Annotated in this window: 19 protein-coding genes; 5 read left to right on the forward strand and 14 right to left on the reverse strand. The window is 37.4% G+C overall.

What is annotated here, in order from left to right:
- Positions 1 to 41 precede the first annotated feature (41 nt).
- The 4 genes from ACRD62_RS00700 to ACRD62_RS00715 all read left to right on the forward strand — a co-directional run bounded on the left by ACRD62_RS00700 (position 42) and on the right by ACRD62_RS00715 (position 2,224).
- Positions 42 to 485 carry a DoxX family protein gene (locus ACRD62_RS00700; RefSeq protein WP_430818198.1) on the forward strand — a complete coding sequence of 148 codons (444 nt, stop codon included), beginning with the start codon at positions 42 to 44 and terminating at the stop codon, positions 483 to 485.
- Between the two features lie 77 nt (positions 486 to 562).
- A complete protein-coding gene (locus ACRD62_RS00705) occupies positions 563 to 1,042 on the forward strand; it encodes a glutathione peroxidase (RefSeq protein WP_430818199.1) in 480 nt (159 codons plus the stop codon).
- Between the two features lie 66 nt (positions 1,043 to 1,108).
- Entirely contained in the window at positions 1,109 to 1,552 is a 444-nt protein-coding gene (locus tag ACRD62_RS00710; RefSeq protein WP_430818200.1) for a MarR family winged helix-turn-helix transcriptional regulator, read from the forward strand.
- Positions 1,553 to 1,582: 30 nt separating this feature from the next.
- Positions 1,583 to 2,224, forward strand: coding sequence for a M50 family metallopeptidase (locus ACRD62_RS00715; RefSeq protein WP_430818201.1), 642 nt, complete (start codon positions 1,583 to 1,585; stop codon positions 2,222 to 2,224).
- 407 nt (positions 2,225 to 2,631) lie between these two features.
- Here the strand turns inward: ACRD62_RS00715 and ACRD62_RS00720 are convergent, their stop codons facing one another.
- The 14 genes from ACRD62_RS00720 to ACRD62_RS00785 form a co-directional block, all read right to left on the reverse strand.
- The gene (locus tag ACRD62_RS00720; RefSeq protein WP_430818202.1) at positions 2,632 to 3,135 is read right to left on the reverse strand and encodes a GNAT family N-acetyltransferase; all 504 of its coding nucleotides are present in this window, start codon (positions 3,133 to 3,135) and stop codon (positions 2,632 to 2,634) included.
- 76 nt (positions 3,136 to 3,211) lie between these two features.
- On the reverse strand, positions 3,212 to 3,886 hold the full coding sequence (locus ACRD62_RS00725) for a hypothetical protein (protein WP_430818203.1): 675 nt from the start codon (positions 3,884 to 3,886) through the stop codon (positions 3,212 to 3,214).
- 121 nt (positions 3,887 to 4,007) lie between these two features.
- Positions 4,008 to 5,078, reverse strand: a complete 1,071-nt coding sequence (locus ACRD62_RS00730; protein WP_430818204.1) for a tetratricopeptide repeat protein — start codon at positions 5,076 to 5,078, stop codon at positions 4,008 to 4,010.
- Between the two features lie 30 nt (positions 5,079 to 5,108).
- Positions 5,109 to 5,912 (reverse strand): helix-turn-helix domain-containing protein, encoded by an 804-nt coding sequence (locus tag ACRD62_RS00735; protein ID WP_430818205.1) that lies wholly within the window; start codon positions 5,910 to 5,912, stop codon positions 5,109 to 5,111.
- 187 nt (positions 5,913 to 6,099) lie between these two features.
- On the reverse strand, positions 6,100 to 7,167 hold the full coding sequence (locus tag ACRD62_RS00740; protein ID WP_430818206.1) for a glycoside hydrolase family 43 protein: 1,068 nt from the start codon (positions 7,165 to 7,167) through the stop codon (positions 6,100 to 6,102).
- A 124-nt stretch (positions 7,168 to 7,291) separates the two neighbouring features.
- Positions 7,292 to 8,401, reverse strand: a complete 1,110-nt coding sequence (locus tag ACRD62_RS00745) for an efflux RND transporter periplasmic adaptor subunit (protein ID WP_430818207.1) — start codon at positions 8,399 to 8,401, stop codon at positions 7,292 to 7,294.
- A 4-nt stretch (positions 8,402 to 8,405) separates the two neighbouring features.
- Positions 8,406 to 12,749 (reverse strand): CusA/CzcA family heavy metal efflux RND transporter, encoded by a 4,344-nt coding sequence (locus ACRD62_RS00750; protein ID WP_430818208.1) that lies wholly within the window; start codon positions 12,747 to 12,749, stop codon positions 8,406 to 8,408.
- A 184-nt stretch (positions 12,750 to 12,933) separates the two neighbouring features.
- Positions 12,934 to 14,346, reverse strand: a complete 1,413-nt coding sequence (locus ACRD62_RS00755) for a sensor histidine kinase (RefSeq protein WP_430818209.1) — start codon at positions 14,344 to 14,346, stop codon at positions 12,934 to 12,936.
- A 152-nt stretch (positions 14,347 to 14,498) separates the two neighbouring features.
- Positions 14,499 to 16,001 (reverse strand): TolB family protein, encoded by a 1,503-nt coding sequence (locus tag ACRD62_RS00760; RefSeq protein WP_430818210.1) that lies wholly within the window; start codon positions 15,999 to 16,001, stop codon positions 14,499 to 14,501.
- 196 nt (positions 16,002 to 16,197) lie between these two features.
- Positions 16,198 to 16,773, reverse strand: a complete 576-nt coding sequence (locus tag ACRD62_RS00765; RefSeq protein WP_430818211.1) for a hypothetical protein — start codon at positions 16,771 to 16,773, stop codon at positions 16,198 to 16,200.
- Positions 16,774 to 16,828: 55 nt separating this feature from the next.
- A complete protein-coding gene (locus tag ACRD62_RS00770) occupies positions 16,829 to 17,653 on the reverse strand; it encodes a hypothetical protein (RefSeq protein ID WP_430818212.1) in 825 nt (274 codons plus the stop codon).
- Positions 17,598 to 18,110, reverse strand: a complete 513-nt coding sequence (locus ACRD62_RS00775) for a TPM domain-containing protein (RefSeq protein WP_430818213.1) — start codon at positions 18,108 to 18,110, stop codon at positions 17,598 to 17,600. Before ACRD62_RS00775 ends, ACRD62_RS00770 begins: the two co-directional genes overlap by 56 nt.
- Positions 18,085 to 18,525, reverse strand: a complete 441-nt coding sequence (locus ACRD62_RS00780; protein ID WP_430818214.1) for a TPM domain-containing protein — start codon at positions 18,523 to 18,525, stop codon at positions 18,085 to 18,087. Before ACRD62_RS00780 ends, ACRD62_RS00775 begins: the two co-directional genes overlap by 26 nt.
- Positions 18,526 to 18,650: 125 nt before the next feature.
- Positions 18,651 to 20,303, reverse strand: coding sequence for a glycoside hydrolase family protein (locus ACRD62_RS00785; protein ID WP_430818215.1), 1,653 nt, complete (start codon positions 20,301 to 20,303; stop codon positions 18,651 to 18,653).
- Positions 20,304 to 20,623: 320 nt separating this feature from the next.
- Between ACRD62_RS00785 and yccS the strand changes: the two genes are divergently transcribed.
- Complete coding sequence (gene yccS, locus ACRD62_RS00790) at positions 20,624 to 22,750, forward strand: YccS family putative transporter (RefSeq protein ID WP_430818216.1); 2,127 nt, start codon at positions 20,624 to 20,626, stop codon at positions 22,748 to 22,750.
- Positions 22,751 to 22,803: the final 53 nt, after the last annotated feature.

The following is a 22,803-nucleotide window of genomic DNA, read 5'->3' on the forward strand; positions in this document are numbered from 1 at the left end:
ATATTTGTATCGCGAACGATATAAATTAAACTTTAGAATTAATGAAAAATCAACTTATCAATTCAACTTGCATAAAGACAAATAATTGGCAAAACGTTTTCAGAATTTTGCTTGGATCATTTATGGTATATGCCGGTACGGGCCATCTTTTATGGTTGAGAAGTGAATTTGTGGCACAGGTTCCAACCTGGTTACCTTTAAATACTGATTTTGTGGTATTGGCTTCAGGTATAGTAGAAATTATTCTTGGGTTATCGATGATCTTCTCGGGTAAATATAAAATCATAGCCGGTTTAGCACTAGGTGTATTTTATGTGCTGATTTTCCCTGGAAATATTTCTCAGTACATTAATCAGATTGATGCCTTTGGATTGGATACAGACCGTGCGCGATTTATTCGTCTGTTTTTTCAGCCAGTATTAATTATCTGGGCTTTATGGTCAACCGGAGTGTTTTGTGCAATGTTTAATAAGAACAGGCAATAGTTGCAAGCCAGTAATCATAGTTTTTACACAACAAATGGTAGCATATGACTAATAGCTATCAGCCAAAAAAATTAAATATGAGTCAGTTTTATCATTTTGAAGCGAAGAGTTTGCAAGGCAAACCCGTTTCTATGGAAGAATATAAAGGGAAAACAGTTTTAGTGGTGAACACTGCCAGTAAATGTGGCTTAACACCTCAGTTCGAAGGATTGGAGAGCATGTATAAGAAGTACAAGGATAAAGGTCTGGTAATTTTAGGTTTTCCTTGTAATCAGTTTGCAAACCAAGAGCCGGGTGATGAAAAATCTATTTCGGAAGGATGCATGATTAACTATGGAGTTACCTTTCCAATGTTCTCAAAAATAGATGTTAATGGAGATGATGCTCATCCGCTTTATAAATATCTGAAAAGTGAATTGAAAGGAACATTTGGCAACAAGATCAAATGGAATTTTACAAAGTTTTTAGTTGATAAAAATGGTAAGCCTTTAAAGCGATTTGCTCCCACAACAAAGCCGGAAAAGATTGAGAAATATCTGGATGACATTCTTAATTAATGAAAATGAATAGGCAGGAGGCTAAAAAAATTGCAACTTTGTGATTTAGTCTCCTGCGATATAATTATGAAATACGATCAGTTAAAACTCGAAAATCAACTTTGTTTCCCTGTTTATGCAGCGTCGCGATTGATAACACGGGAATATCAACCCTACCTGGATGAGTTGGAAATAACCTATCCTCAATACCTGGTGTTAATGATTTTATGGGAAAAGGATGAAATGCCTGTTAATGATATTGCCAAGAAGCTGATATTAAATACCAATACCATTACTCCCTTGTTAAAGCGAATGGAGACTCAGGGATTGGTTAATCGTGAAAGGTCAAAGGAAGATGAGCGTAAAGTAATCGTGAAACTTACAGAAATAGGAAACGAGTTAAAAGAAAAAGCAGTATTGATTCCTGAGAGGCTGGCATCCCAGTTATTAGAAGGACCTATGGGAGTTGAAGAACTTATTCGACTCAAAGAAGACTTAGGTAAGATCATTAATCATTTATTGAGGAAGTAGTATTTTCAGCTGCGCGAATACCTAACTGACATGAATAAAAAACTGCTTTTCATTCTGCTTTCCATCATTCTTTATTGGGTGCTTATCAGGTTTGTTCCATACGGAAGTCTGATGCTTTATCCCATTACATTGCTGGTTACTATTTTTCATGAAACAGGTCATGCCTTGTTTGCGCTGATTACAGGAGGAAGTGTTCATGGAATACAAATAAATAATGATGGCTCGGGTTACGCAATGGTTGCCGGAGGTTGGGCTATACTGGTTATACCGGGCGGATACATTGGAAGTGCACTTTGGGGTAATCTGATATTGTTTGTCGCTTTGTATAAAGAGAAGTATATTAAATGGGTTTTGTATTTGATAATGGCTGTTTTGACATTCAGCGCAATTGTGTGGTTTAACAGCATTGGATCAACCGTTTTATTGTTGGTGTTTGCAGCACTTTTCTTCTGGTTGTCGAAGGCTTCCAAAACAATTCAGGTATACACTTTACTGGCTATTGGAGCCACCACATTGTTTTACATTTTCCTGGATTTTAACGGTGGACCTTCATCCGATTTAGCTCAGTTTACAAAGTTGCTCCCTTTTTTGCCTCAGTTTGTATGGGCTGTTGCTTGGTTGGTTGCGGTTTCATACATTACCTATTTAACGATTAGGAGAAGCTGGAAATAATTAAATATTACAAGGCTGAACACACATCAACTTGTCGCTTCAATCTGTTTACTTTCCTATGCTCTGTTACTATCTTTGTAGTTGAGAAGTTATTTGATTGTATGAGTCATTGTAACGGCAATGGTTGGGTTGTTTGATCTGGTGTATCGTTTGTGAATCAGTCTAAACTTGCTTAAGACAATTGCGATGATACTTGTTTCAACAGATGTTGCATTTTACTTTAAAAATGAGACAATGACAGCATTTTATATTTTCACAGGCCTTGTACTTTTTGGTATATTCTTTGCCTTTTTCTATCTGAAAAAGCATCAGCATCACACAGGTGAACACGATTAAGTTTGTTTACTTTAACAGGAACAGGGCATCTGAAAAATGCCTTGTTTGGTTTTTATAAAAACTATAAAAATTCAGATTGATTTCGAATAGATACTGGCCGAACACTTGCAAGGATTTCCGCAAACGGGACAGTCATACCCTTTTAAAATGCTCTCTTCTTTCCAATAGTCAGCAATTTCATATTCCAATTTAAAATCTAATTGATCTAAGATATTTTTGATTGCCTGATCATCATTGTGTTTCCAGATGATTGTTTTAATTGTTTGTACTTTCAATTGCTTCAGTTGAATACAGGCATCTCCAAATATATTAGTCCCTAAGCCTTTTTGGCGGAAATGTTTATGAATAGCCAATGTTTTAATGATGCCTGTTTTTGAATCATTTTCTTGATCAGCATATGAAAAATAAAAGCCTGCGATTGTATTTTGTTGAGTGGCAACCCTCAGAATTGAGTGATTGACAAAAAGATATTCGCTAAAAGAATTAAAATATCCATTGCCAAATTCATCGTCACATATTGTTTTGATTACAGGAATATCGTTTGGATTTGCATCCCGGATAATGAATTCAGACATCTCGATTGGATTATTCTTTCGAATAAAAGTAAAAAAAATCTCCCATTGACCAACGGGAGATTTTGTAGAAGTATATTTACTTCATCTTATATTTGCCAACACCCGAACCATTTGGATTGATGTAATCATCGGGCATTGCCATTGGTACGAATGGATTATCTCCTGTATTAATCACCTGAATAATCATTAGGTCGGGCCAGTAATACGACTCTTTACCAACTTCTTTTCCTTCTTCGTTATACCAATACCCGTCTATCAATTCGTAGTTGCTGTTTCGGGCGACCAATTTACGCACCTGCGACCATTTTTGATCTTTGGTATTCATTGAATAATGGAAAACTATCCAGGCGTCGGAATTAACCCAGGTTTCTGGATAAATACCATCTTTACCCAGCAAATCGGTGTTCCATTTCATTTTTAATTTACAGTCGAGTAGTTCTGGTAGCATCAAAAATCCGAAATAATCATACTTTTTAATGACTTGTTCCCAAAATTCAGGTCCTTCACCCTTGTAAACCATTGTTTTATAATGTTCCATTTCAGCAAAGGCAGGATCCCCAAATATGGCATTGATAAGATAACCATCGAATAACTGGGCCTGATAGTTAAAACCCCATTCGTCAACACCGGTTAATAGGGTGTTTGATTTAAGTTCAGCCTGATTGGGAATTGGTTGAATTTCATTCTTTTCACAGGCAAAGAATAGCATTAAGAGAACAAAAATAGCGGCAAAATAATTGAATTTTTTCATGACGTTTTGATTTAAAAAGATATGGATCAAAGTTCGTCACAAGAATGTTTCGCAGCTGTTGAATAATGTTGCAATACATGTTAAAATTGTTGCATCTATTAGACAAATAGTGCTTTGCAAATCAAATGTTTCGTTTCTTATAATTGGCGAGGTTCACTCCAATATCTTTAGCTATTTCGTTAAAGCGGGGGTGGCTGTATAAACTTTGGAAATTGGGTTTGATAATGATAAAAGGTAAGTCGAGGTGTTTGTATTGATAAGCAAATTCGATATAATCCATTGCTCCTTCAGGATCACCAACAAAAAGATGAACCATTGCTATGATAGAAGGATTGGAACAATACAGTTTTTCACCGGATGTGGTTTTATCTAACCAAAAACGGATGCTGTTATGAAAGGATTCGGTTTGGTAGTATTTAACCAGTTCGGGGTTGCCAATAATGCGGTGCAATTCGCTCCATGCCTCAATGGCCTTGGCTGTATCGCCCATCATATAATAGGCATATCCAAGTCCATCCCAGGCAAATCCGTAATCGCTGAACATTTTAATGGCATTTTGGTATTGTTCAATGGCTTCAGTATATCTTCCGGCTAATACGTAGGCATTTGCCACCGTACTTAATGTTCGGGGATTCAGAGGATCCAGCTCTTCAGCTTTTTTGGCCATTTCAATACATTTATCCAATTCTCCTTTTACCGAATAGTAATAATGTAAGGCTATGTATCCGGTTGAATTATTGGGGTTTAACCGTAATCCCTTATCAACCATTTCTTTCATGCCTTCCCAATTGTAATCGAATTTACCCAGAATATTACCTTTAGTGATGTATGCTTCGGCTAAAGATCCGTCTATTTCGATGGCTTTATCCAGCGCCTTGTCAATGGCGGCTCTGCCGTTTTGCCTGTTTTTAAGTTTCTCGTCATTGTTTCGAATAAACTTATTCAGGCTGATATAACATTCTGCCAATAAGCTGTAGGCAGGAGCATAACCCGAATCAATGGTCATCGATTGCTCAAGAAACTCGATGGCATCTCTGATTGATTGAGGTTTTTGAGTCAGCCATAAATGATGTGCTTTCAGGTAAAGATCGTAAACCCTTGGGTTTATTTGCGGAGCTTTTTTTGAATCATCAACAACCAGTTTCATTTCATTGGCAATGGCATTCGATATGTCGTTCGAAAGATGAATCATGTTCAGTGAACTTTCTTCATATTTATTGGCTCATAAATGTTTTTCCTTAGGAAATGGTTCTATCAACTGAACTGTAACGCGCATACTGTCACCATTGTAAACAATGGAGCCTTCCAGCAGAAGGTTAACGCCCAGCTGTTCTGCAATTTTGGAGTAGGGCATTACAGAATCCTGAAACATCATAGCTGAGCCTCTGGATATGACCCGCAGACTTTTAATTTTTGATAATTCCAGAATAATTGCATCGGTAAGGCCAACAGCAATGTGCTCGCGTTGAGCATTCTCCGAAAGATCCAACAACGGCATAACTGCAATGGATCGGTCTGATAATGAAGCTGCCTGAATAGATGTATTGCTATTCTTACGAATCAGAAATAGAAACAGAACAACGATAAATATTAAAACAAGAGGTAATGCAATCTTAAGTACATTATTAACTTTACCTTTTACCGGTTTTTCTGTTGATGCTTCTTTTTCAGGAACTATTTTTTGATATTCACCAGGGGCATAACCATAATGATCGTGGAAGCATTTATTAAAGTATGAAGGGCTGCTGAATCCAACTTTAAAAGCCACCTCCGAAACCGTATAACGATCTTCCTGTAGCAGCTTTAAAGCTTCTTCGAGTCGTATGTTTCTGATGATCTGATTGGCCGAATGATTGGAAATGGATTTTAGTTTTCTGAAAAGTTGAGAGCGACTCAAACCCATAGCATGAGCGAGGTCGGCAACCCCAAATGAATCATCTTCAAGATGATCAAGAATGATTGCTTTTACTTTGTTTAAAAACTTATCATCAGGCATATTTTCCCGTACACTTTCAACCTTACTCAAATTACAACTTTTTTAATTAAAAAGTAAGATCATTTTGAAATCAAAGGAAAACCCTGTTTTATTTAATATGGTTCTGAATAGTTTTACTGGCTGAAACGGGTTGTATCCCGATCGGGCATAAAAATCCCCAATACCTATAAGTGATTAACGTATGTGTATTGGGGATGGAGTTTTTTTATTTAAGGTATCAGAATTTGATATCAAATTTCCAGTGAGTTGCCAGCTTCACAGCTTCTTCTTTTGTTAACTGTATGACAGCTCCATGTTTTGGTGAAGTAAAATTGGTGGTTTTCATTTCACCTTCGTTGAAGTGACCTGAATCGCTAAAAGTGTTGAAGTCTGTTGTTTCGCAAAATCCAAAGTTGTGAGGATTAATGCTATAGATATCATACATCAAAACCCATTTATCTTCGCCAATACGTTTCCACATATTGGGTGCTTCGCATGAACCTGGTTCCAAATCAATCCATTCGTCACTGTATACATAACCACTGTTTATGCTATTTGAAAAGGCGTGTTTTATTCCGATTGGTCTTTCTTGTGCCACATAGGTCATACAGAACCTTCCATCGGGCATTGGGCAAATATCGGCATCTAATACCTGTACTTCCGGATTCGGATAATCAAACAATAATTTAGGCAACGTTGTAATTTCAGTGAAATCGTCGTTGGTATAGGCATAGTACAGTTTGGTTAGCCCGTGACCCATACGCATCGTAAAATACAGCATCATTTTATCAGTTGCTTCATCGTAAATGGTTTGCGGAGCCCAGGCACAACCAACATCTTCTAATTCAGGAAATACCTTATCAAGGTGTATATTACTGTGTGTCCAGTTGATAAGATCGAATGATTTCATCAGAACAAAACCACGATTGTTCCCCCAGTCATACTCTTCCTGTGGTCTTTCCCACTGAGTGTCGCGATATCCGGCTTCCTTTGCAAATATGTGCAAATCAGTCATAGCTACGTAAAAGGCTCCATCCTTGCCACGGGTTATATGTGGGTCGCGAATTCCTTTTTGATCAGCAATGGTATCACCTCCAACAACAGGTTGCCCGTTATTGATATCAGTGAATGTATAACCATCGGTGCTTAGGGCAAAATGTAAACTGTGTGTATTGTCTTTAAAATAAGTAAGTAAATATGCTTTCATGGCATCTTCTGTACTCTTTGACGAGCCTGTCTGACCGCATCCAAATACGAAAAGTGTCAATCCTATTAAAAATGCATTCGCTATCCGGGTATTTTTCATCACAAGGTGGATTTTATAGTTATGTTGTTTTGAAATTTGCGTTCAGGCAAAAATAGCATATGAATATAACTGATTGATGATTATGAAAGTGTTTTTACTGTCAATCATTCGGTAAATTCTGACATTAATCCACCATAATATTATAAGCTCCCTTGATGATTATTTTATCAACATTTGGATTTTCTATCACCTCCACATAATCTTTTGTGATTCTACCTTCTTGTAAATGAATTTTTTGAAATAAATAACTACTATCCGTTTCCTGCTCAAGGGAAAGAATGTAGCTTTGATCATCTGCCTGAATAACAGCATCGACCGGCAGTGCTGAAACGGTATCTGAGCTTAGAATAATTTCTCCTTCAACATATTGGTTGTTGATGTATTTATTGAGATATTCAGCCTCGATACTTGCATAACATTCAATAGATTTTGAATCCGGATCTACTGTTTTTCCAACAAAATCAAGATTGGCAAAGGCAATTTCCTGTAGGTTTCCACTGGCGTGAAATTCAACTTTTTGTCCTTTATGAACAGATGCAATATCTTTCTCGAAGACAATGAGCTGCAAACGTAACTGCTCGTTATCAACAATGGAAGTCAGGTCTTCCTGTTGATCAGTGTACTCTCCAACCACTGCTTTGATATCAGTTATAAATCCTTTGATAGGTGCGGTAATCGTATAGGATGTATACAATGAACCTTTGGCGATTCGATCTACATTCAGACCAATGTTTTCAAGCTTCATTTTTATCGCATTGTTCATTGCCAGTTCTGATTGATAGGCACTTTGAGCTGTAACAAATTCTTTTTCTGTTCCGATGTTTTCTTTATATAACAGACTAACCCGGTTGAAATCGACCTTTAATTGATTAAGTCGGGCACTCGATTCAGCAAATTCTTTTTGCAAATCGATAAATGGATTTCCACCAATCACAAACAAAGGATCACCTTTTTTAACTTCCTGACCAACATTAACCTTTATTTGCTGAACAATACCTTCAACAGGCAGTCCAACCTTTGCCCAACCATTGGTACTGGGTTTGATATAACCTGAAAAATAGAGTTTAGCAGGAAAGGCAATTTGAGCAATGGTCCCAAGCTCCATTTGTTCCGCTTCGAACTGTTGTTTACTTATTTCAATCAGATTGTTGTCTGTGGATTCCTCTTCTGTTTTTGTATGATTACATGAGCTGATAAAAAGAGAAATAAGAAGGATATATGCTGTTGCTTTCATATGATTAGTAGTTAGAGTAATATTTCATTTCAAGACTGATTCGGTTATAGTTAAATACATTTTCGAAGAAGTTCATTTGAATATTAATAGCTTCTTCGAGGTTGGCGGATAATTCATAAAAACTAACACCGCCCAGCTGGTATGCCTTCAAAGCTGTTCGCATCATTTCATCAGCTAAGGGCTTTTCAACCTGATTGTAATTATCAATCAGCGTGGCATATCTTTTTTGTTCTCCATTCATCTTCTCCAGTTCATTTCTGATCAGGTCCATTTGATTTGAGAATCTCAGTGATTGTGATTGTTCTGTTAGTTTGGCTGCCTTTATATTGGCAGAATGATTTCCAAAGAATAAAGGGATAGCTAATCCTACTTCAAAACCCTGATAATTCTGAGCATTCTCATATGAATTTGACCCAATAAAATAATTGAACGTGATATCGGGGAGCATCTTGTTTTTTTCAACTTTTACCAACGATTGAGCATGCTGATTTTGGAGCTCATACCATTTAAAAAGCAGGAGAGAATCACTAACCGATATGGTAGAAACGACCAACTCTGAACTTACAGGTATAGTAAAATCTTCGTTGTAATTCATCACCACTTTTAACCGTTTCAATGTATTATTGATGGATAAGTTCAGGTTATTCTCAGTTACCATTGCCCTGTTTTTCTTTGCTTTGATATTCAGCAAATCCAATTGGCTGATATCCTTAACTTCATATCGCCGTTCATTGAACTGTTCCAGTTTAATTAAAACCGAATCGAGTTGCCTGTAAATATTCAATTGACTTTGCAGCATCTGAAGTTCGTAATAAAGCAACGACAATTCTTTTTGAAGTGTGCTTTTCTGAATTGACATTTCTGTTTCGGCAATATCAACTTCCAGCCTGCGCATTTTACCTTGAGATACATACAATCCCGGAAAATCAATGCGTTGCTCAACACCCCAGACTTTTAGAGGATAACCATTCTCGGCTATGTTATTTTCATCGGTGCTATACGCTATGGTTGTTTTGTCGGGCGAGAAGGCTGTTCCCTTCATCACGTTGGCCTTTTCCACTTCCAGCTCGCTAGCTTTGACTTGTTTGTTGTTATTGATGGCAATTTCAATAATCTGATCCAGTTTCAATTCCTGTTTTTGTGCCGATAATGAAGTGGAGGACAGCAACATTAAACCAATAAGAACAGCTGTTCCTTTTGAACGTATCACCTTAAACGGGAAGAATTGTATTCTTTCGACATTATAAAAAATCTCGAACAAAAGGGGAAGAGCAATCAGGGTCAAAAGGGTAGAGGTGATAAGTCCACCAATAACTACAGTTGCCAATGGTCGCTGAACTTCAGCACCCGCACCTGTTGAGATAGCCATTGGCAGAAAACCCATGGCGGCTGCTCCGGCGGTTAATAAAACAGGCCGCAACCTGTCTTTTGTACCTCTGACAATAATATTTTTGATGTTACCACCATTCTCATGCAGAAGCTCTTTCAGATGTTCGATTAAAACAATTCCGTTTAACACGGCTATACCAAACAAGGCAATAAAACCAACACCTGCCGAAACACTAAAAGGCATTCCCCGAAGCCATAGCAAGAAAACTCCCCCTACAGTTGCTAATGGAATAGCCGTAAAAATCATTATTGCATCTTTCAATGATTTGAAGGCAAAATGCAGGAAAATAAAAATCAGCAGGAGTGATACAGGAACCGCCAGCATCAAACGGTTGGTAGCATTTTGAAGGTTTTCAAACTGTCCTCCGTATTCGATGTAATTGCCGGGTGTTAATTTAATATTCTGATCAATCAGAATCTGAATATCTTCAATCACCGATTGTAAATCGCGGTTTCGCACATTGACAGCCACAACTACACGTCGGCGCGTATTCTCGCGCGAGATCTTGGCCGGACCTTTGGTGTATTCAATGTCGGCAAGCTCTGCGAGGGGTATCTGATGTCCCGATGAGACAGGAACCATCAAACGACGAATATCAGCTATATCGGTACGACTTTGGTCTTGCAGTCGAACCACCATATCAAAGCGTTTTTCACCCTCGAAAACAACTCCTGAAATCTGACCGCCAAAAGCCGTTGATAAATAGGCATTAAGGGTAGCAATGTCGACACCGTAATAGGCTATCTTATCCCGTTTGTAATCCACCTTAATCTGTGGCAGACCTGTGGTTTTTTCGAGAATAATATCTCCTGCACCAGGTACATCAGCAATCAGTTTTTTTATTTCATTGGCTTTTTCGTTGATATAATCCAGGTCTTCACCGTAAATTTTAATTGCAATATCGGATCGAACACCGGTAATAAGCTCATTAAAACGCATTTCAATGGGTTGGGTAAATTCGTATTCTATTCCGGGAATGATAGATAGCGCTTCTTTGAATTTCTCAGCCAGTTCTTCTTTATCACTTGCAGCAACCCAATCACTTTTTGGATTGAGTTTGATAATCATATCCACCTCTTCCATCGACATGGGGTCGGTTGGTACTTCAGCGGCTCCAATACGTGAAACAATCTGATCCACTTCATCAGGAAACTCTTTCATGAGTATTTGCTCCATTCGGGTGGTGGTTTCAACTGTTTTGGATAAAGATGTACCGGTTTTCAAAACGGGTTGAATCACAAAGTCTCCTTCATCCAGAGTAGGTACAAACTCACCGCCAATTCGGGTAAAAATAACCCCGGTTGCAATCAATGAAAGAATCGCTAATCCCAGTACAATTTTTTTGTTTCGGCAAGCCCAAAGTATAGAAGGCTCATAGGCTATATGTAGCCTTTTCATCAAACGTTTTGAAATCGTTTTCTTGTTCTCATCCACCGGTTTTAGAAATAATGATGATGCTACCGGTAACCAGGTTAATCCCATTATCATGGCTCCGATGATGGCAAATGAGAAGGCCAATGCCATTGGGTGGAACATCTTACCTTCAACACCTTGAAGCGACAGGATAGGAATAAAAACAATCAGAATAATGATTTGTCCAAAGATGGCTGATTTCATCATTTTGGAAGCACCTTCATTGGCAATCTGATCCATTTGCTTTTGTCTTTCATCACTGTTTGATAGATTGGTGCCCAGAAGATTCATCTTCAGGGCTATGTATTCCACAATGATGACTGCGCCATCAATGATGATACCAAAGTCAAGAGCTCCCAGGCTCATCAGGTTGGCATCTATTCCAAAGATGTACATCATTGAAATGGTGAAGAAAAGCGCCAGAGGAATCATGGAAGCAATCACCAACGCTGATCGCCAGTTACCCAACAAAAGAATAACAGTGAATAGAACAATGATGGCTCCCAGAATAAGGTTTTCGGCCACGGTTGTTGAAGTCTTTCCGATTAATTCGCCACGTTCCAGAATTGGATTGATAAATACACCTTCGGGTAAACCGCCCTGTATTTCTTCCACACGATCATGTACAGCTTTAATTACTTCTTTTGAATCGGCATTCTTCAGCATCATTATCTGCCCCAGAATGGTTTCTCCTTTACCATTAGCTGTGATGGCACCAAAACGGTTGGCATAGCCAAAATGAACTTTTGCAACATCTTTAATCAGAACAGGGTGACCAGCCTTATTGGCGATCACAATTTTTTCAATGTCAGGTATGGATTTTACCTGTCCATCACCACGGATAAAGTAACTCTGATTGGTTTTTTCGATGTAAGCACCTCCGGAAATGCTGTTATTGGATTCGAGAGCATTGAAGACTTCCATCAAGGTGAGATCCATACTTTTCAGCAATGATGGATTAATGGCTACCTCATATTGTTTAAGATAACCACCCCAGCTGTTCACTTCAACAACACCGTTAATTCCCGACAAGCGTCGTTTTACTATCCAGTCCTGAATTGTTCTCAGATCCATGGGAGAGTAGCGATCTTCATAACCGGGTTTTACATCCAGAATATATTGGTAAATCTCTCCCAGTCCGGTTGAAATAGGTCCCATATCAGGAGCTCCGTATGCTTCGGGTATGTTGGTTGCTGCTACTTTAATTTTCTCGGCAATCAATTGGCGGGGCAGATAAGTGCCTAATTTATCTTCAAATACAACCGTAACCAATGAAATACCAAATTTGGATACTGAACGTATCTCTTCAACACCCGGCAGGTTCGCCATCTCCATTTCAACAGGCGCTGTAATAAACTGCTCTATTTCCTGAGTTGAAAGATTTCCGGAAGTAGTAATGATCTGAACCTGATTATTGGTAATATCAGGCACCGTCCCTACAGGAATTTTTAGTACTGAAAACAAGCCAAAGCCAACAACAGTTAGGGTAAAAAGGATGACAATAAGTTTGTTTTTAACGCTGAAATCAATGATTTTTTCCAACATTTCTTACGGTTTAGGTTGTTCATATTAATAAATTGCCAGGTGATTAAGGTGCTTATGAGTTATCATTATAACCTTTTACATCTATGTAATACAAGTGGTAATCGCGGTAAAGCCTATTTATTCAATAGGGTTAATCTTTAATAACAATGGTCATTCACTATTGTTTTGATTCTTCTTTCACAGTCTAAATCTTTATCTGTTTGTTTGTCAATTTATTTGTAAGTGGCAATGTGATAGTAAAGCAACTTCCTTCATTTTCTTTACTTCTAATGCTTATGGATCCGTCATTATATTTTATAAAATCAGACGATAGTAGTAATCCTAAACCAGAACCTTTCTCATTATCAGTTCCTATTCTACTCGTATTCTGATCGATCTTAAACAGTTGTTCAATCAGTGATTCATCCATTCCAATTCCATTATCCTCAATAGCTAAACTGGCTGTTGAATCGGTTTCCTTACCTGAGATTGTAATAGATCCTCCTTTGGGAGTGTATTTAATAGCATTGCTAAACAGGTTTGAAATGACAACACCAATGGTTTTTTGATCAACCAAAACAATAATATTGTCATCTAAATTAAGTTTAACATTGATGGTTTTTAAATATGCAGCATTTAAATATGGAGATATGCTTTGTTCAACGATATCTTTAAGTTTTGTGGGTTGCTTTTCTATTCTAATTCCATTCATTTGTGATGAAGCCCAATATAGCAGGTTGTTGAGATATGCCAACGTTGATACGGTAGCTTCTTCGATAATATTTATTCTTGCCTCAATGTCTTTCTTATTGTAATCGTTGAGGTTTATCTTTAGTTCTTCCATTAAGCTGACAACACTGGAAAACGGGCTTCTTAAATCGTGAGCAATAATGGAAAAGAACTTGTTTTTTGATTGATCTGTTTCTTCCAGTCTCTTCAAAGCAACGTCTAATTGTTGGTTAATTTCATTAAGTCGCTTATTCTGTTTCTGGGTTTTATCTTTCTCAATAACTAAATTTCTTTGTAAGTAAAATTCGTTAAATCGTTTGTTTTCATTGGAAATGCTTAAGATGATAATTCCAATAAAAACAGTCACGAGACCTGCAACTTCGGCAAAGTGATATGTGTCGAATCGTAACATTGAATAAATAAGGGTGACAACTGCCAGTATCGCACCCACTGTACCAAACAATAAAATAGATCTGTATCCTTTAATAAAGAAATGTGAGGCAATTATAAATAAGATACAAGAAATAATACCTTTAAAATTGTAGTTCGGACCCACTACAACTAGTCCAAATCCCATTAATAACAGACCTATACAATGAATGTTATTGATAGAAACAACCAACTGAATATTGTTTCTAAGTTTCGATATGGTAACAATAAGAATTAAGGTACATGTTAAGATTCCCGGAAGCCTTAGTACTGCAAATTGGGGTACATTCCAAATATAAAAATCTCCAATAATATAAAAGATAAATACCAGATACATAAAAGGTATAAGAATCCTGTTATACCTTAATATGGATTGATGCAACTCCATTTTGTATTCATAATCCAATTTTTCATTATGAAGTACATCAGTTTTTAATTTTAATAACTGAAGGAGTCTCATACAGAATATATTTTGTGTACAGGTTATTAGTGTTTCTGCTATATTTAGCCTATTGAAGCACCACAACTAATTTAGCAAATTTAGTCGATATTTTTGATTACTGTTTTTCTTTTGATAATGATCAATTATGATTATGAAATAACGTTTCAATCTTATTGACTATTTGTTACAAATGCTATTTTTTTACTGTCGGGCGACCACGAAGGCACATTCATTGTTCCCTGACCTCCATAAATGTATGCAATGACTTTTGGAGTGCCTCCTTCATAAGGCATTAAACGGATCAGGCAATGTTTGTAAAATGGATGATCACCGGGATCAATGTCTTTTGGGAAGGAAATAAATACAATCCATTTCATATCGGGACTGACATGAGGAAACCAGTCATTGTATTCATCATGTGTCAGTTGAACCTTGTTTTTGCCGTCTGGGTCCATTCGCCAAAGTTTCATTTTACCTGTACGGGAAGAATTAAAGAAGATATATTTACCATCCGGGCTGAATTCTGAACCATCATCCAGTGTTTTTTGATTGGTTAATTGTTTTTCCTTTCCTGTTCTCACGTTCACTGAGTATATGTCGTACTGACCATTTCGATCACCGGTAAAAATCATGGATTTCTTATCTGGAGACCAACCGTGCAGATACGAAGCCCCAACACCTTCTTTCGTCACCTTTACCGGAACTGAATCGCCTTTCGCTGGCAGATAATAAATGCTGGAAGCCCATCCGTCGTCATTATTATGATGGCTGATGCCAAGTAATTCACCGTCGAAGGTCAATACATGATCGTTGTTATTATTGTTGGCAAAACCAGTATTCAATGGTTCAATCAAATTATCTTCAAGATCATAAGTAAACAGCAAACCTTTTGAATTATAAATCAGTTTTTCACCATCGGGAGTCCAGTTTGGTGCCTGAATGGAGTGAGCCGAATAGTAAAGGACCTGTCTTAAACCGGTTTCAATATTCAAAAGCTCAAGGTTACTTCCGATGTATTCACTGTAGGCTGTAATGTTTTCTGGAGCCGGCTTTATAATTCGTACATTACGATAAGAAGCTGCTTCAATAACTTCGGTATTATGTGAACACATAAACAAGCCAACATAAACCTCTTTATCAAGTTCCAGCTCTTCAATTTGAACGGTAGTAAATTCTTCTCCAAAACGTGCCGTTGACATGATGAACAGGTTGCCTCGTCGTTCGAGTTGAATAACATCCGGTGCCTCATCCGGTGATTGTACTTCTTCAGTGTCATTTCCTGGTGCCCGACGGTATTGTAACGAGGTGAGTCCGTCGCCATGAACAGTAGCGCTTACATGTGCAGAATTACTGTTGAGGTTATTGCGGACCGACCAACCTGTTTTGCGGTGGGGATCAACTCCATCTCCTAAAAAGTTCACTTCGGCACGAAGGATAAAATCGCCTTGCAAGGTGGTCCATAAATATTGAAAATGATCGTTTGTTGACCACATGTTTTCACCAGAGCCAGCAATTATATACAACTGTTTATCAGCTCTGTATTGAGCAATCCCTTTGTTTTTATCAATGCCGATATCTGTATGATTATCGAATAGACCGATTTTATTTTGAGCAAGCATAACGACGGGATTTACTAAGAGACTTAGTATTACAAACAAAACAGCTGATTTCATTGGATTCAGTTATATGATTTTGTCTAAATTACTGAAATTTATTGAGGTAACTTATAGCAGTGTTAGAATTATTTCCTTGGACAGATGTAGGTGTGCACGTATTTTTAAGTAGGATATAATATGAATTTTATATGGACTAATACATTAAAAACTTGGTATACTTTCCTTTCTTATTGTTTGGCGTTTAAAAGGTGGGTTAAAATTTTATTCCAGCACTTATTGAAAAACGGTCATAATCACCTATTGCCATATCATATTTTAAATACCAACTATTACTAAATGCTATTGGGAATTCATACATTGCACCTATCATTGGAGCAAAAAGGTTTAGATTACCACTTTTGTATGAAGTAAGGTTGGAATATCCCATCATAACATCATATTCAGTTACATAACAAGTGCCCATTCCGAGTAAAATAGATGTACGTCTAAAAGCTTTATAGCCAAGGTACATTTCGATGCAAGTCGCACTAACATCCCATTCAACATGAGTACTCCTACTTCCGTCTATACCTGTGTCTTCATGTTGATCTTTCGGAGCAAAAGAAAAGTCTAACCCGATAATAAATCGCTCATTATATTCATAAAGAAAACCCAAATCAATTGCACCTTTTGTATAATTATCATGCTCGCCTTGAAATGAATTGACACCTAGACCTAAATCAAATCCGCCTTGATGTTCAATTCTTGAATTATGATTTTCTTCATCGGGTTGGCAATAAGCAATTTGAAAACTGCAAAGCGTAACAATTAATATAGCTAGGTTTTTCATTAGATTTTTTATTTAAATAATAAGATCGCATTAAGATAATCATATTATTTATTCTTTACCAACTACCTCCTGCACCACCACCACTAAAACCTCCCCCGCCGAAACCACCACCAAAACCGCCAAAGCCTCCGCCAAAACCACTTCCTGAAGCTGCGGCGTAGAGAACAATATGTGGAGAATAGGTGTATAGGCCAGTTGAAGAATCGTATGATTTATTAATATCTAATTTTAACAGTGCATTTAATGCAAATAAAGAAACGTTTACTCCTCCCAGATACTTTTTGTTTTTTCTTAGTGAGAATTGAAGAGATTCTGTAAACGAAATTAAAAAGCTAATCATAAAATAAACAACCGTAGAGGAAACCAGGCAAGCTATTAGCATGCCAATTATACCATAATAAATATAACCAACACCTGTTATTAAGAGCACTAGTAACAGCAAATATGAAAGAATTATGAGAAAAAACGGATCGATCATTTCCCAAAATAGTTTGTACCTGCTACGGCCATTTAATAAATAGCAAAACATTTGGTTATCGATCTTATCGGAGTATTTGAAGAGATTGCCTTTCGAAATGGAGTTATATCGTTTGATTAACGCCTTGAATTTAGAATATTTCTTATTGAAACGTTGCTCCATTAACTCGACCTGATCAATTAAATTTTTCTCATCATAGGCTTCTTTAACATAGAAATGTGAATACTGCTCAGAAACCTGGCGATTTTTAACATAGAATAGATAAAAAGTTGGAAGCATTAACAGAATTAAAGCAAGTATATAAATCACTTCTTTGGGAAAGAGTTTTTCAATAAAATCTTTGATTTTACTTTTTTTTAGAGTAAGAAGCAATTGAATCAATGGCCTTATCAAGACCTTCATAGAATTCATTTTGCTTTAAGTGAGGTAATAGATCAGAGTTGATTATTTGCTGAGCATCATTATTGGCAACAACATTTTCCAGTCCTGTGCCAACCGCAATATATACTTCACCTTTTTCATTGGGATATTTGGGTTTTATCATTATTAAAATGCCATTGTCTTTGTATTTCTGACCAACACCCCACTGATTGGCAAGCCTATGAGTAAACACCGAAGGTTTTAATCCTTCCAGATTTTTAACTGTTACAATAGCAATTTGCATTGAACCTGAATACTCAATTTCCTTTACTTTCTTTTCTAACAATTCAATTTGATCTTCCTGAAGCAAATAGGCATAATCGTTTATAAAATGGTCAGGAGTTGGTCTGTCAAAAATGGAATTGGCATAAAGATTACCAATAGAAAATAATAAAAGACAAGAAAGGATATACTTAGTTATTATAGAATGAAATTTCATCGGATAATTCGTTTATGTCGTTTTTTTCAATAGGAAAGAATTCAATTAATTTATCGCCAATTTTTTGTATGGCCTGAATTATTCCGATATCAAACTCTCCTTTTTTAAAATGATTAAGAATATCAGCAACTTCATTTTGCCAATAATCATCCGATGTAACTTCATTAATTCCCTGGTCGCCTATTATGGCAACTTTCTTATCATCTAAAGCAAGATAGATTAACACTCCGTTTCTTCGTTCCGTTTCATGCATTTGAAGTACATGAAACACTTCCGTTGCTCGGTTAATTAATTCTGTTTCACAATGATTTTCAATATGAACTCTTATCTCACCACTGGTTTTGCATTCAGATTCATGTATAGCGTTTTGAATAGCAATCTTTTGCTGCTTATTGAAGAATTTAACAGGGTTCATTTTTTGTATGAGTGATAGGTTTATTGTTGATTAATCAGTATAAATCTATCTAACATATTTTTACTTTCCAAACAAGTTAAGTCAATTGGCTTAAATAATCATTAAGAGAATTGTTATTGCGTAAATTACTCAGTTCTACCTAATGCGGACTTTGTATTAAATGTCACTTCATTCTTTTTATCCTTATTGATTATTACAAGATATCTGAATTGATCATCTTCTTTTTGCTTGCTTTTTGTTTTCAGCTCAATGGTTTTTCGTTCGTAGGGTTTTAATGTTGGAATGGTTCCTGTTGCAACTTCAATCATCTCTTTGTTATTGGATAAAAACACTTTAACAGACGCTTTAGCTGAGTTTACCTGTCCGAAATTTTCTATATCAATACTCATACCTGAATCGCTGTAAACTGGTTTACGTGCCGATAAAGCAGCCTCTATGTTTTCAACACCGGGTAGTTTGCTGTATCCAAATAATAGCTTTCCTTGTTTGTCTTTACCTAATAGTTTTCCTGCAAAGTTATCATCAGAAAAGCCATTGCCCTGACCATCAAATGTAAGGATGGCACCATCGTTAAGTGGCTGAATATTTTTGAGTTTACAACCCATGCCAATATCAATCACTTCAGGAGCACCAAAACGCACCGATTCAAGGTCAATATCAGTATTTGGATCAAATCCTTTTTCAGTCTGAATCAACAGTTTGATTTCCTTTGTTTTTGTTGTAATTGGTTTTTTATTTTGAACCGTTAATAATTTGCCAACCGATAAAGGAATCGTGATAAGCTTGGAGCTGTGATTATCATTGGGGAGATCCATATATTTTAGCGTATCAATCACTGCAAAATTGGCTTGCGCTGCTCTTCCATATTCGTCCTGCATTACTTTGATGCGTTCGTATTTGAACCAGTCTTCCTTGGTTCCATCAGCATAACTTGCAATACCCGGCAAATAAGCTTCACCCGAATCAACTTTCCAATGAATACCATCTTTCGATCGCAGATACCAGGCAATACGTCCTAACCAATCGTTCACTATCAGATGATATTGCACGTTGGTTTTCCAGATCAAAGGATCTTCAAAGCGACCGTCAACGGGAGGGTAGACTCTCGAATCAGTAATCTGATTCCATGCCGAAAGACCATCTTTACTCACCCATACGCCTCCACCACGGCAAATCATAATAAAAGATCCATCTTCTCTTTTGGCAAAAGTAAGGTTGGATAAGCCTTCTATAATTCCCCTATCGCGCGTATCAAATGTAAATTCTTTGCGCTCCCATGGACCGTTGATATCATCTGAAATATAATATCCACCAATCACATAAATCACATATTTACCACTATTGGTGATGTACCACTCAGGGTTATGTCCTTTACCAATCTCCTGAACCACTTTGAAAGGTCCGCATGAATGATCAGAAACCGCATGTACCACATTGGAATTTCCCCATTCCATGTGTCCCCTTGGAGAATTTTCTGCCCAACGACAAACAAATAAATGGTACTTGCCATCCGGACCTAATCGGGTATTGCCACCCCAGTAGCTCCATTCATCTTCTTCGATACCATTGGCAGTGTCACGAGGTATGACACAATCGGCACCCCATGTTGCAGTTGTCATGCCTCCAAGATGGGGCATAGGAAGAAAGCGATCCATAAAACGACCACCTAAAACCAGCTTTTCCCATCCATCAGGACGTTTTCTTTCTGTTACCTGAGAATGTACAAATGTGGCACTCAAGGTAAGTGCCAAAGTGAAGAAGAAGATTGCTTTATTCATTTAATCCGGAATTAATTGTCTGAATTTTCTGATGTACTGTAAAAATGTTTATTAAATATCAACTTACATAGTGTTTTGATAAAAAAAGAGTGAATCAGAAACAAACTGATCAGTATTTATTTACAGTTTTGTATAAACTAACTTTAAATGATAAAAATATACTTCAAAAAACACCAGGGAGTTAATAAAAACTAAATTTGCATTCTCAGCTAAAACATTTAAAAGCTCTAAATCCTTTAAAAGAGTAGTAATTGCTAACAAATTACAATGTTTTTGAATTTTAATCCCATAAGATTCATCACGACAAAATAAACAAACCTATGGCTCGACTCAAATTTCCATATCTCAACCACCTTCGTATCAAACTTTGGCGAAATCCGGATATGCTTTATTCTACAAAGGTGACGATAGCAATGGCTGTTTTGGTTATTCCTTTTGTGATTTTGGGTTTCCCATACTTTGGTTCTACCCTGGCATTGGGTGTTGTGGCTGGAGGATTGGCCGAAACAGATGACCATCCCAAAGGTCGGATCAAGGCATTGTTATTAACCTGGCTAAGTTTTCTTATCACCACCTTTTCAGTAGTTCTATTGCGACCCTATCCAATTGTTTTTGGAGTCGGCTTCGTGTTGGCAACCATCACATTTGTGTTGATTGGAGGGATGAGTGAACGATATCGGGGGCTTTCATATGGAGCCATTCTGGTGAGTATTTATGCCATGTTGGGTATGCATTACAGTCCTCAATGGTATTGGGAGCCCATTTTGCTGACGGGAGGAGCCGTTTTTTATGGATTGTTTTCATTACTGTTACTATATTTTAAGCCTTTTCGCTTACTTGATGAGCGATTAGCAAGAGGGTATTCTGCCTTGGCAGATTACCTGGATGCAAAAGCAAAGCTTTTTCCGGGTAATGACGAAGACGAAAGTGTTGTTGGTGGTCACCTCGCGATTCTTAATGTTCAGGTGGTGAATCTTTTGGAGAAATGTAAGGAGGTACTGAACAGCTATGGTGATGAAGTTAATGATGCAAAGGTGTTGATGCCCTATCTTCAGAAGTTTATGCTTCTGCAGAGTTTACATGAAAGAGCAGCATCGTCACAAGAGCGTTATGAAAAATTAGGTAAGAAGATTGAGTACAAAGAAATTCTCGAAGGGTTTGGTGAACTGTTGCATCAGCTGGCTCATGCCTGTCGCTTGGTTTCTAAAAATCTGCTTACCGGGGAAGCCTACAATCACCCTGTTTCTATTGGCTGGCTGGTGAGTGCTTTGGAATTTGAAATTGATAAGATGGCTGAGGAGGACAAGCAACTGTTAATTCTTCTTTTCCATAATCTGACCCGTTCGCATCAATCGCTGGAACATTTTAATGAGCCGGAAAAAAGTACCTCGCCTCCTCGTTTACGTCAGGATACACGAACGCTTTTTCAGCGTATTAAAGATCAGTTGAGTTTTCAGCATCCTCGTTTACGTTATGCAATTCGTTTGAGTGCCTGTTTTGCAATCGGATATTTTATTGCTACTTATTTTCAAATAGAAAAAGGAGAGTGGATTGTTCTTACGGCTTTATTTGTTAATCAACCCACTTACAGCGAAACACGCCGACGGTTGTTTCAACGTGTATTAGGGACACTGGCAGGTGTAGTAATTGGTGTTTCAGTTATTCAAATATTACCAACTGACAGTGGTCAGGTTATTATGCTGCTGGCATCTGCATTTTGGTTTTTTTATTATCGTCAGGCTAATTACGCTTTTGCGGTGATATTTATTACCATTTATGTGCTATCGAGTAATAACCTAATTACCGATTCGGGAATTGCCGTTATGTTTCCACGAATGCTTGACACTATTATTGGTGCTGCATTGGCCATTCTTTCAATCCGTATTCTATGGCCCGACTGGCAATATCGTCGTTTACCGGGATTATTATCCAATGCCCTTCGAAACAATGCCAATTATTTCTCAACGGTTGTTAAAGCTCATAAACCAAATGAAGGAGTGGATGATTACGATTATCGGGTTGCCCGTCGTGAAGCCCATAAGGCAGATAATCAATTGACACTTTCGTGGCAGAGTATGCGCCTCGAACCCAAAAAACAACGCTTTTTACTCGAACAAGCCTTTACTCTGACCTATCTTAATCATGCGCTTGTTTCTTATATATCTGCCTTTGGTGCCCGTCGTGACACAGATCCATTGATAGTGGAAGGATACAAGGAGTTTGCCGTTCAGATTAATGAAGCTTTACATCGGGCAGCCGATATTATTGAAGGGAAGGAAGATGTGGATAAACATTCGTTAAAGGAATTGTTGATGATGATGCGCGATCGCATTGATGACTTAAAGAATCAGCATGAACGTCAGCAATTGCGTTTGTTCTACAATATTGCCGGTGTTAGTAATAAGCTTTTGAAGCAGGCAAGAAGTATGAGTGAGAAAGATGAGTAGATTTTACAGTAGTAAATATTACCTGATCCGTAGATAGAATCTTCTGAACCATT

The organism is Carboxylicivirga caseinilyticus (assembly GCF_050589785.1).
Classification (GTDB): Bacteria; Bacteroidota; Bacteroidia; order Bacteroidales; family Marinilabiliaceae; genus Carboxylicivirga; species Carboxylicivirga caseinilyticus.

Coding starts and splice junctions, on each gene's coding strand:
- ACRD62_RS00700 (WP_430818198.1), top strand. CDS start 42: ATGAAAAATCAACTTATCAATTCAACTTGCATAAAGACAAATAATTGG.
- ACRD62_RS00705 (WP_430818199.1), top strand. CDS start 563: ATGAGTCAGTTTTATCATTTTGAAGCGAAGAGTTTGCAAGGCAAACCC.
- ACRD62_RS00710 (WP_430818200.1), top strand. CDS start 1,109: ATGAAATACGATCAGTTAAAACTCGAAAATCAACTTTGTTTCCCTGTT.
- ACRD62_RS00715 (WP_430818201.1), top strand. CDS start 1,583: ATGAATAAAAAACTGCTTTTCATTCTGCTTTCCATCATTCTTTATTGG.
- ACRD62_RS00720 (WP_430818202.1), bottom strand. CDS start 3,135: ATGTCTGAATTCATTATCCGGGATGCAAATCCAAACGATATTCCTGTA.
- ACRD62_RS00725 (WP_430818203.1), bottom strand. CDS start 3,886: ATGAAAAAATTCAATTATTTTGCCGCTATTTTTGTTCTCTTAATGCTA.
- ACRD62_RS00730 (WP_430818204.1), bottom strand. CDS start 5,078: ATGATTCATCTTTCGAACGACATATCGAATGCCATTGCCAATGAAATG.
- ACRD62_RS00740 (WP_430818206.1), bottom strand. CDS start 7,167: ATGAAAAATACCCGGATAGCGAATGCATTTTTAATAGGATTGACACTT.
- ACRD62_RS00745 (WP_430818207.1), bottom strand. CDS start 8,401: ATGAAAGCAACAGCATATATCCTTCTTATTTCTCTTTTTATCAGCTCA.
- ACRD62_RS00750 (WP_430818208.1), bottom strand. CDS start 12,749: ATGTTGGAAAAAATCATTGATTTCAGCGTTAAAAACAAACTTATTGTC.
- ACRD62_RS00755 (WP_430818209.1), bottom strand. CDS start 14,346: ATGAGACTCCTTCAGTTATTAAAATTAAAAACTGATGTACTTCATAAT.
- ACRD62_RS00760 (WP_430818210.1), bottom strand. CDS start 16,001: ATGAAATCAGCTGTTTTGTTTGTAATACTAAGTCTCTTAGTAAATCCC.
- ACRD62_RS00765 (WP_430818211.1), bottom strand. CDS start 16,773: ATGAAAAACCTAGCTATATTAATTGTTACGCTTTGCAGTTTTCAAATT.
- ACRD62_RS00770 (WP_430818212.1), bottom strand. CDS start 17,653: ATGAAGGTCTTGATAAGGCCATTGATTCAATTGCTTCTTACTCTAAAA.
- ACRD62_RS00775 (WP_430818213.1), bottom strand. CDS start 18,110: ATGAAATTTCATTCTATAATAACTAAGTATATCCTTTCTTGTCTTTTA.
- ACRD62_RS00780 (WP_430818214.1), bottom strand. CDS start 18,525: ATGAACCCTGTTAAATTCTTCAATAAGCAGCAAAAGATTGCTATTCAA.
- ACRD62_RS00785 (WP_430818215.1), bottom strand. CDS start 20,303: ATGAATAAAGCAATCTTCTTCTTCACTTTGGCACTTACCTTGAGTGCC.
- yccS (WP_430818216.1), top strand. CDS start 20,624: ATGGCTCGACTCAAATTTCCATATCTCAACCACCTTCGTATCAAACTT.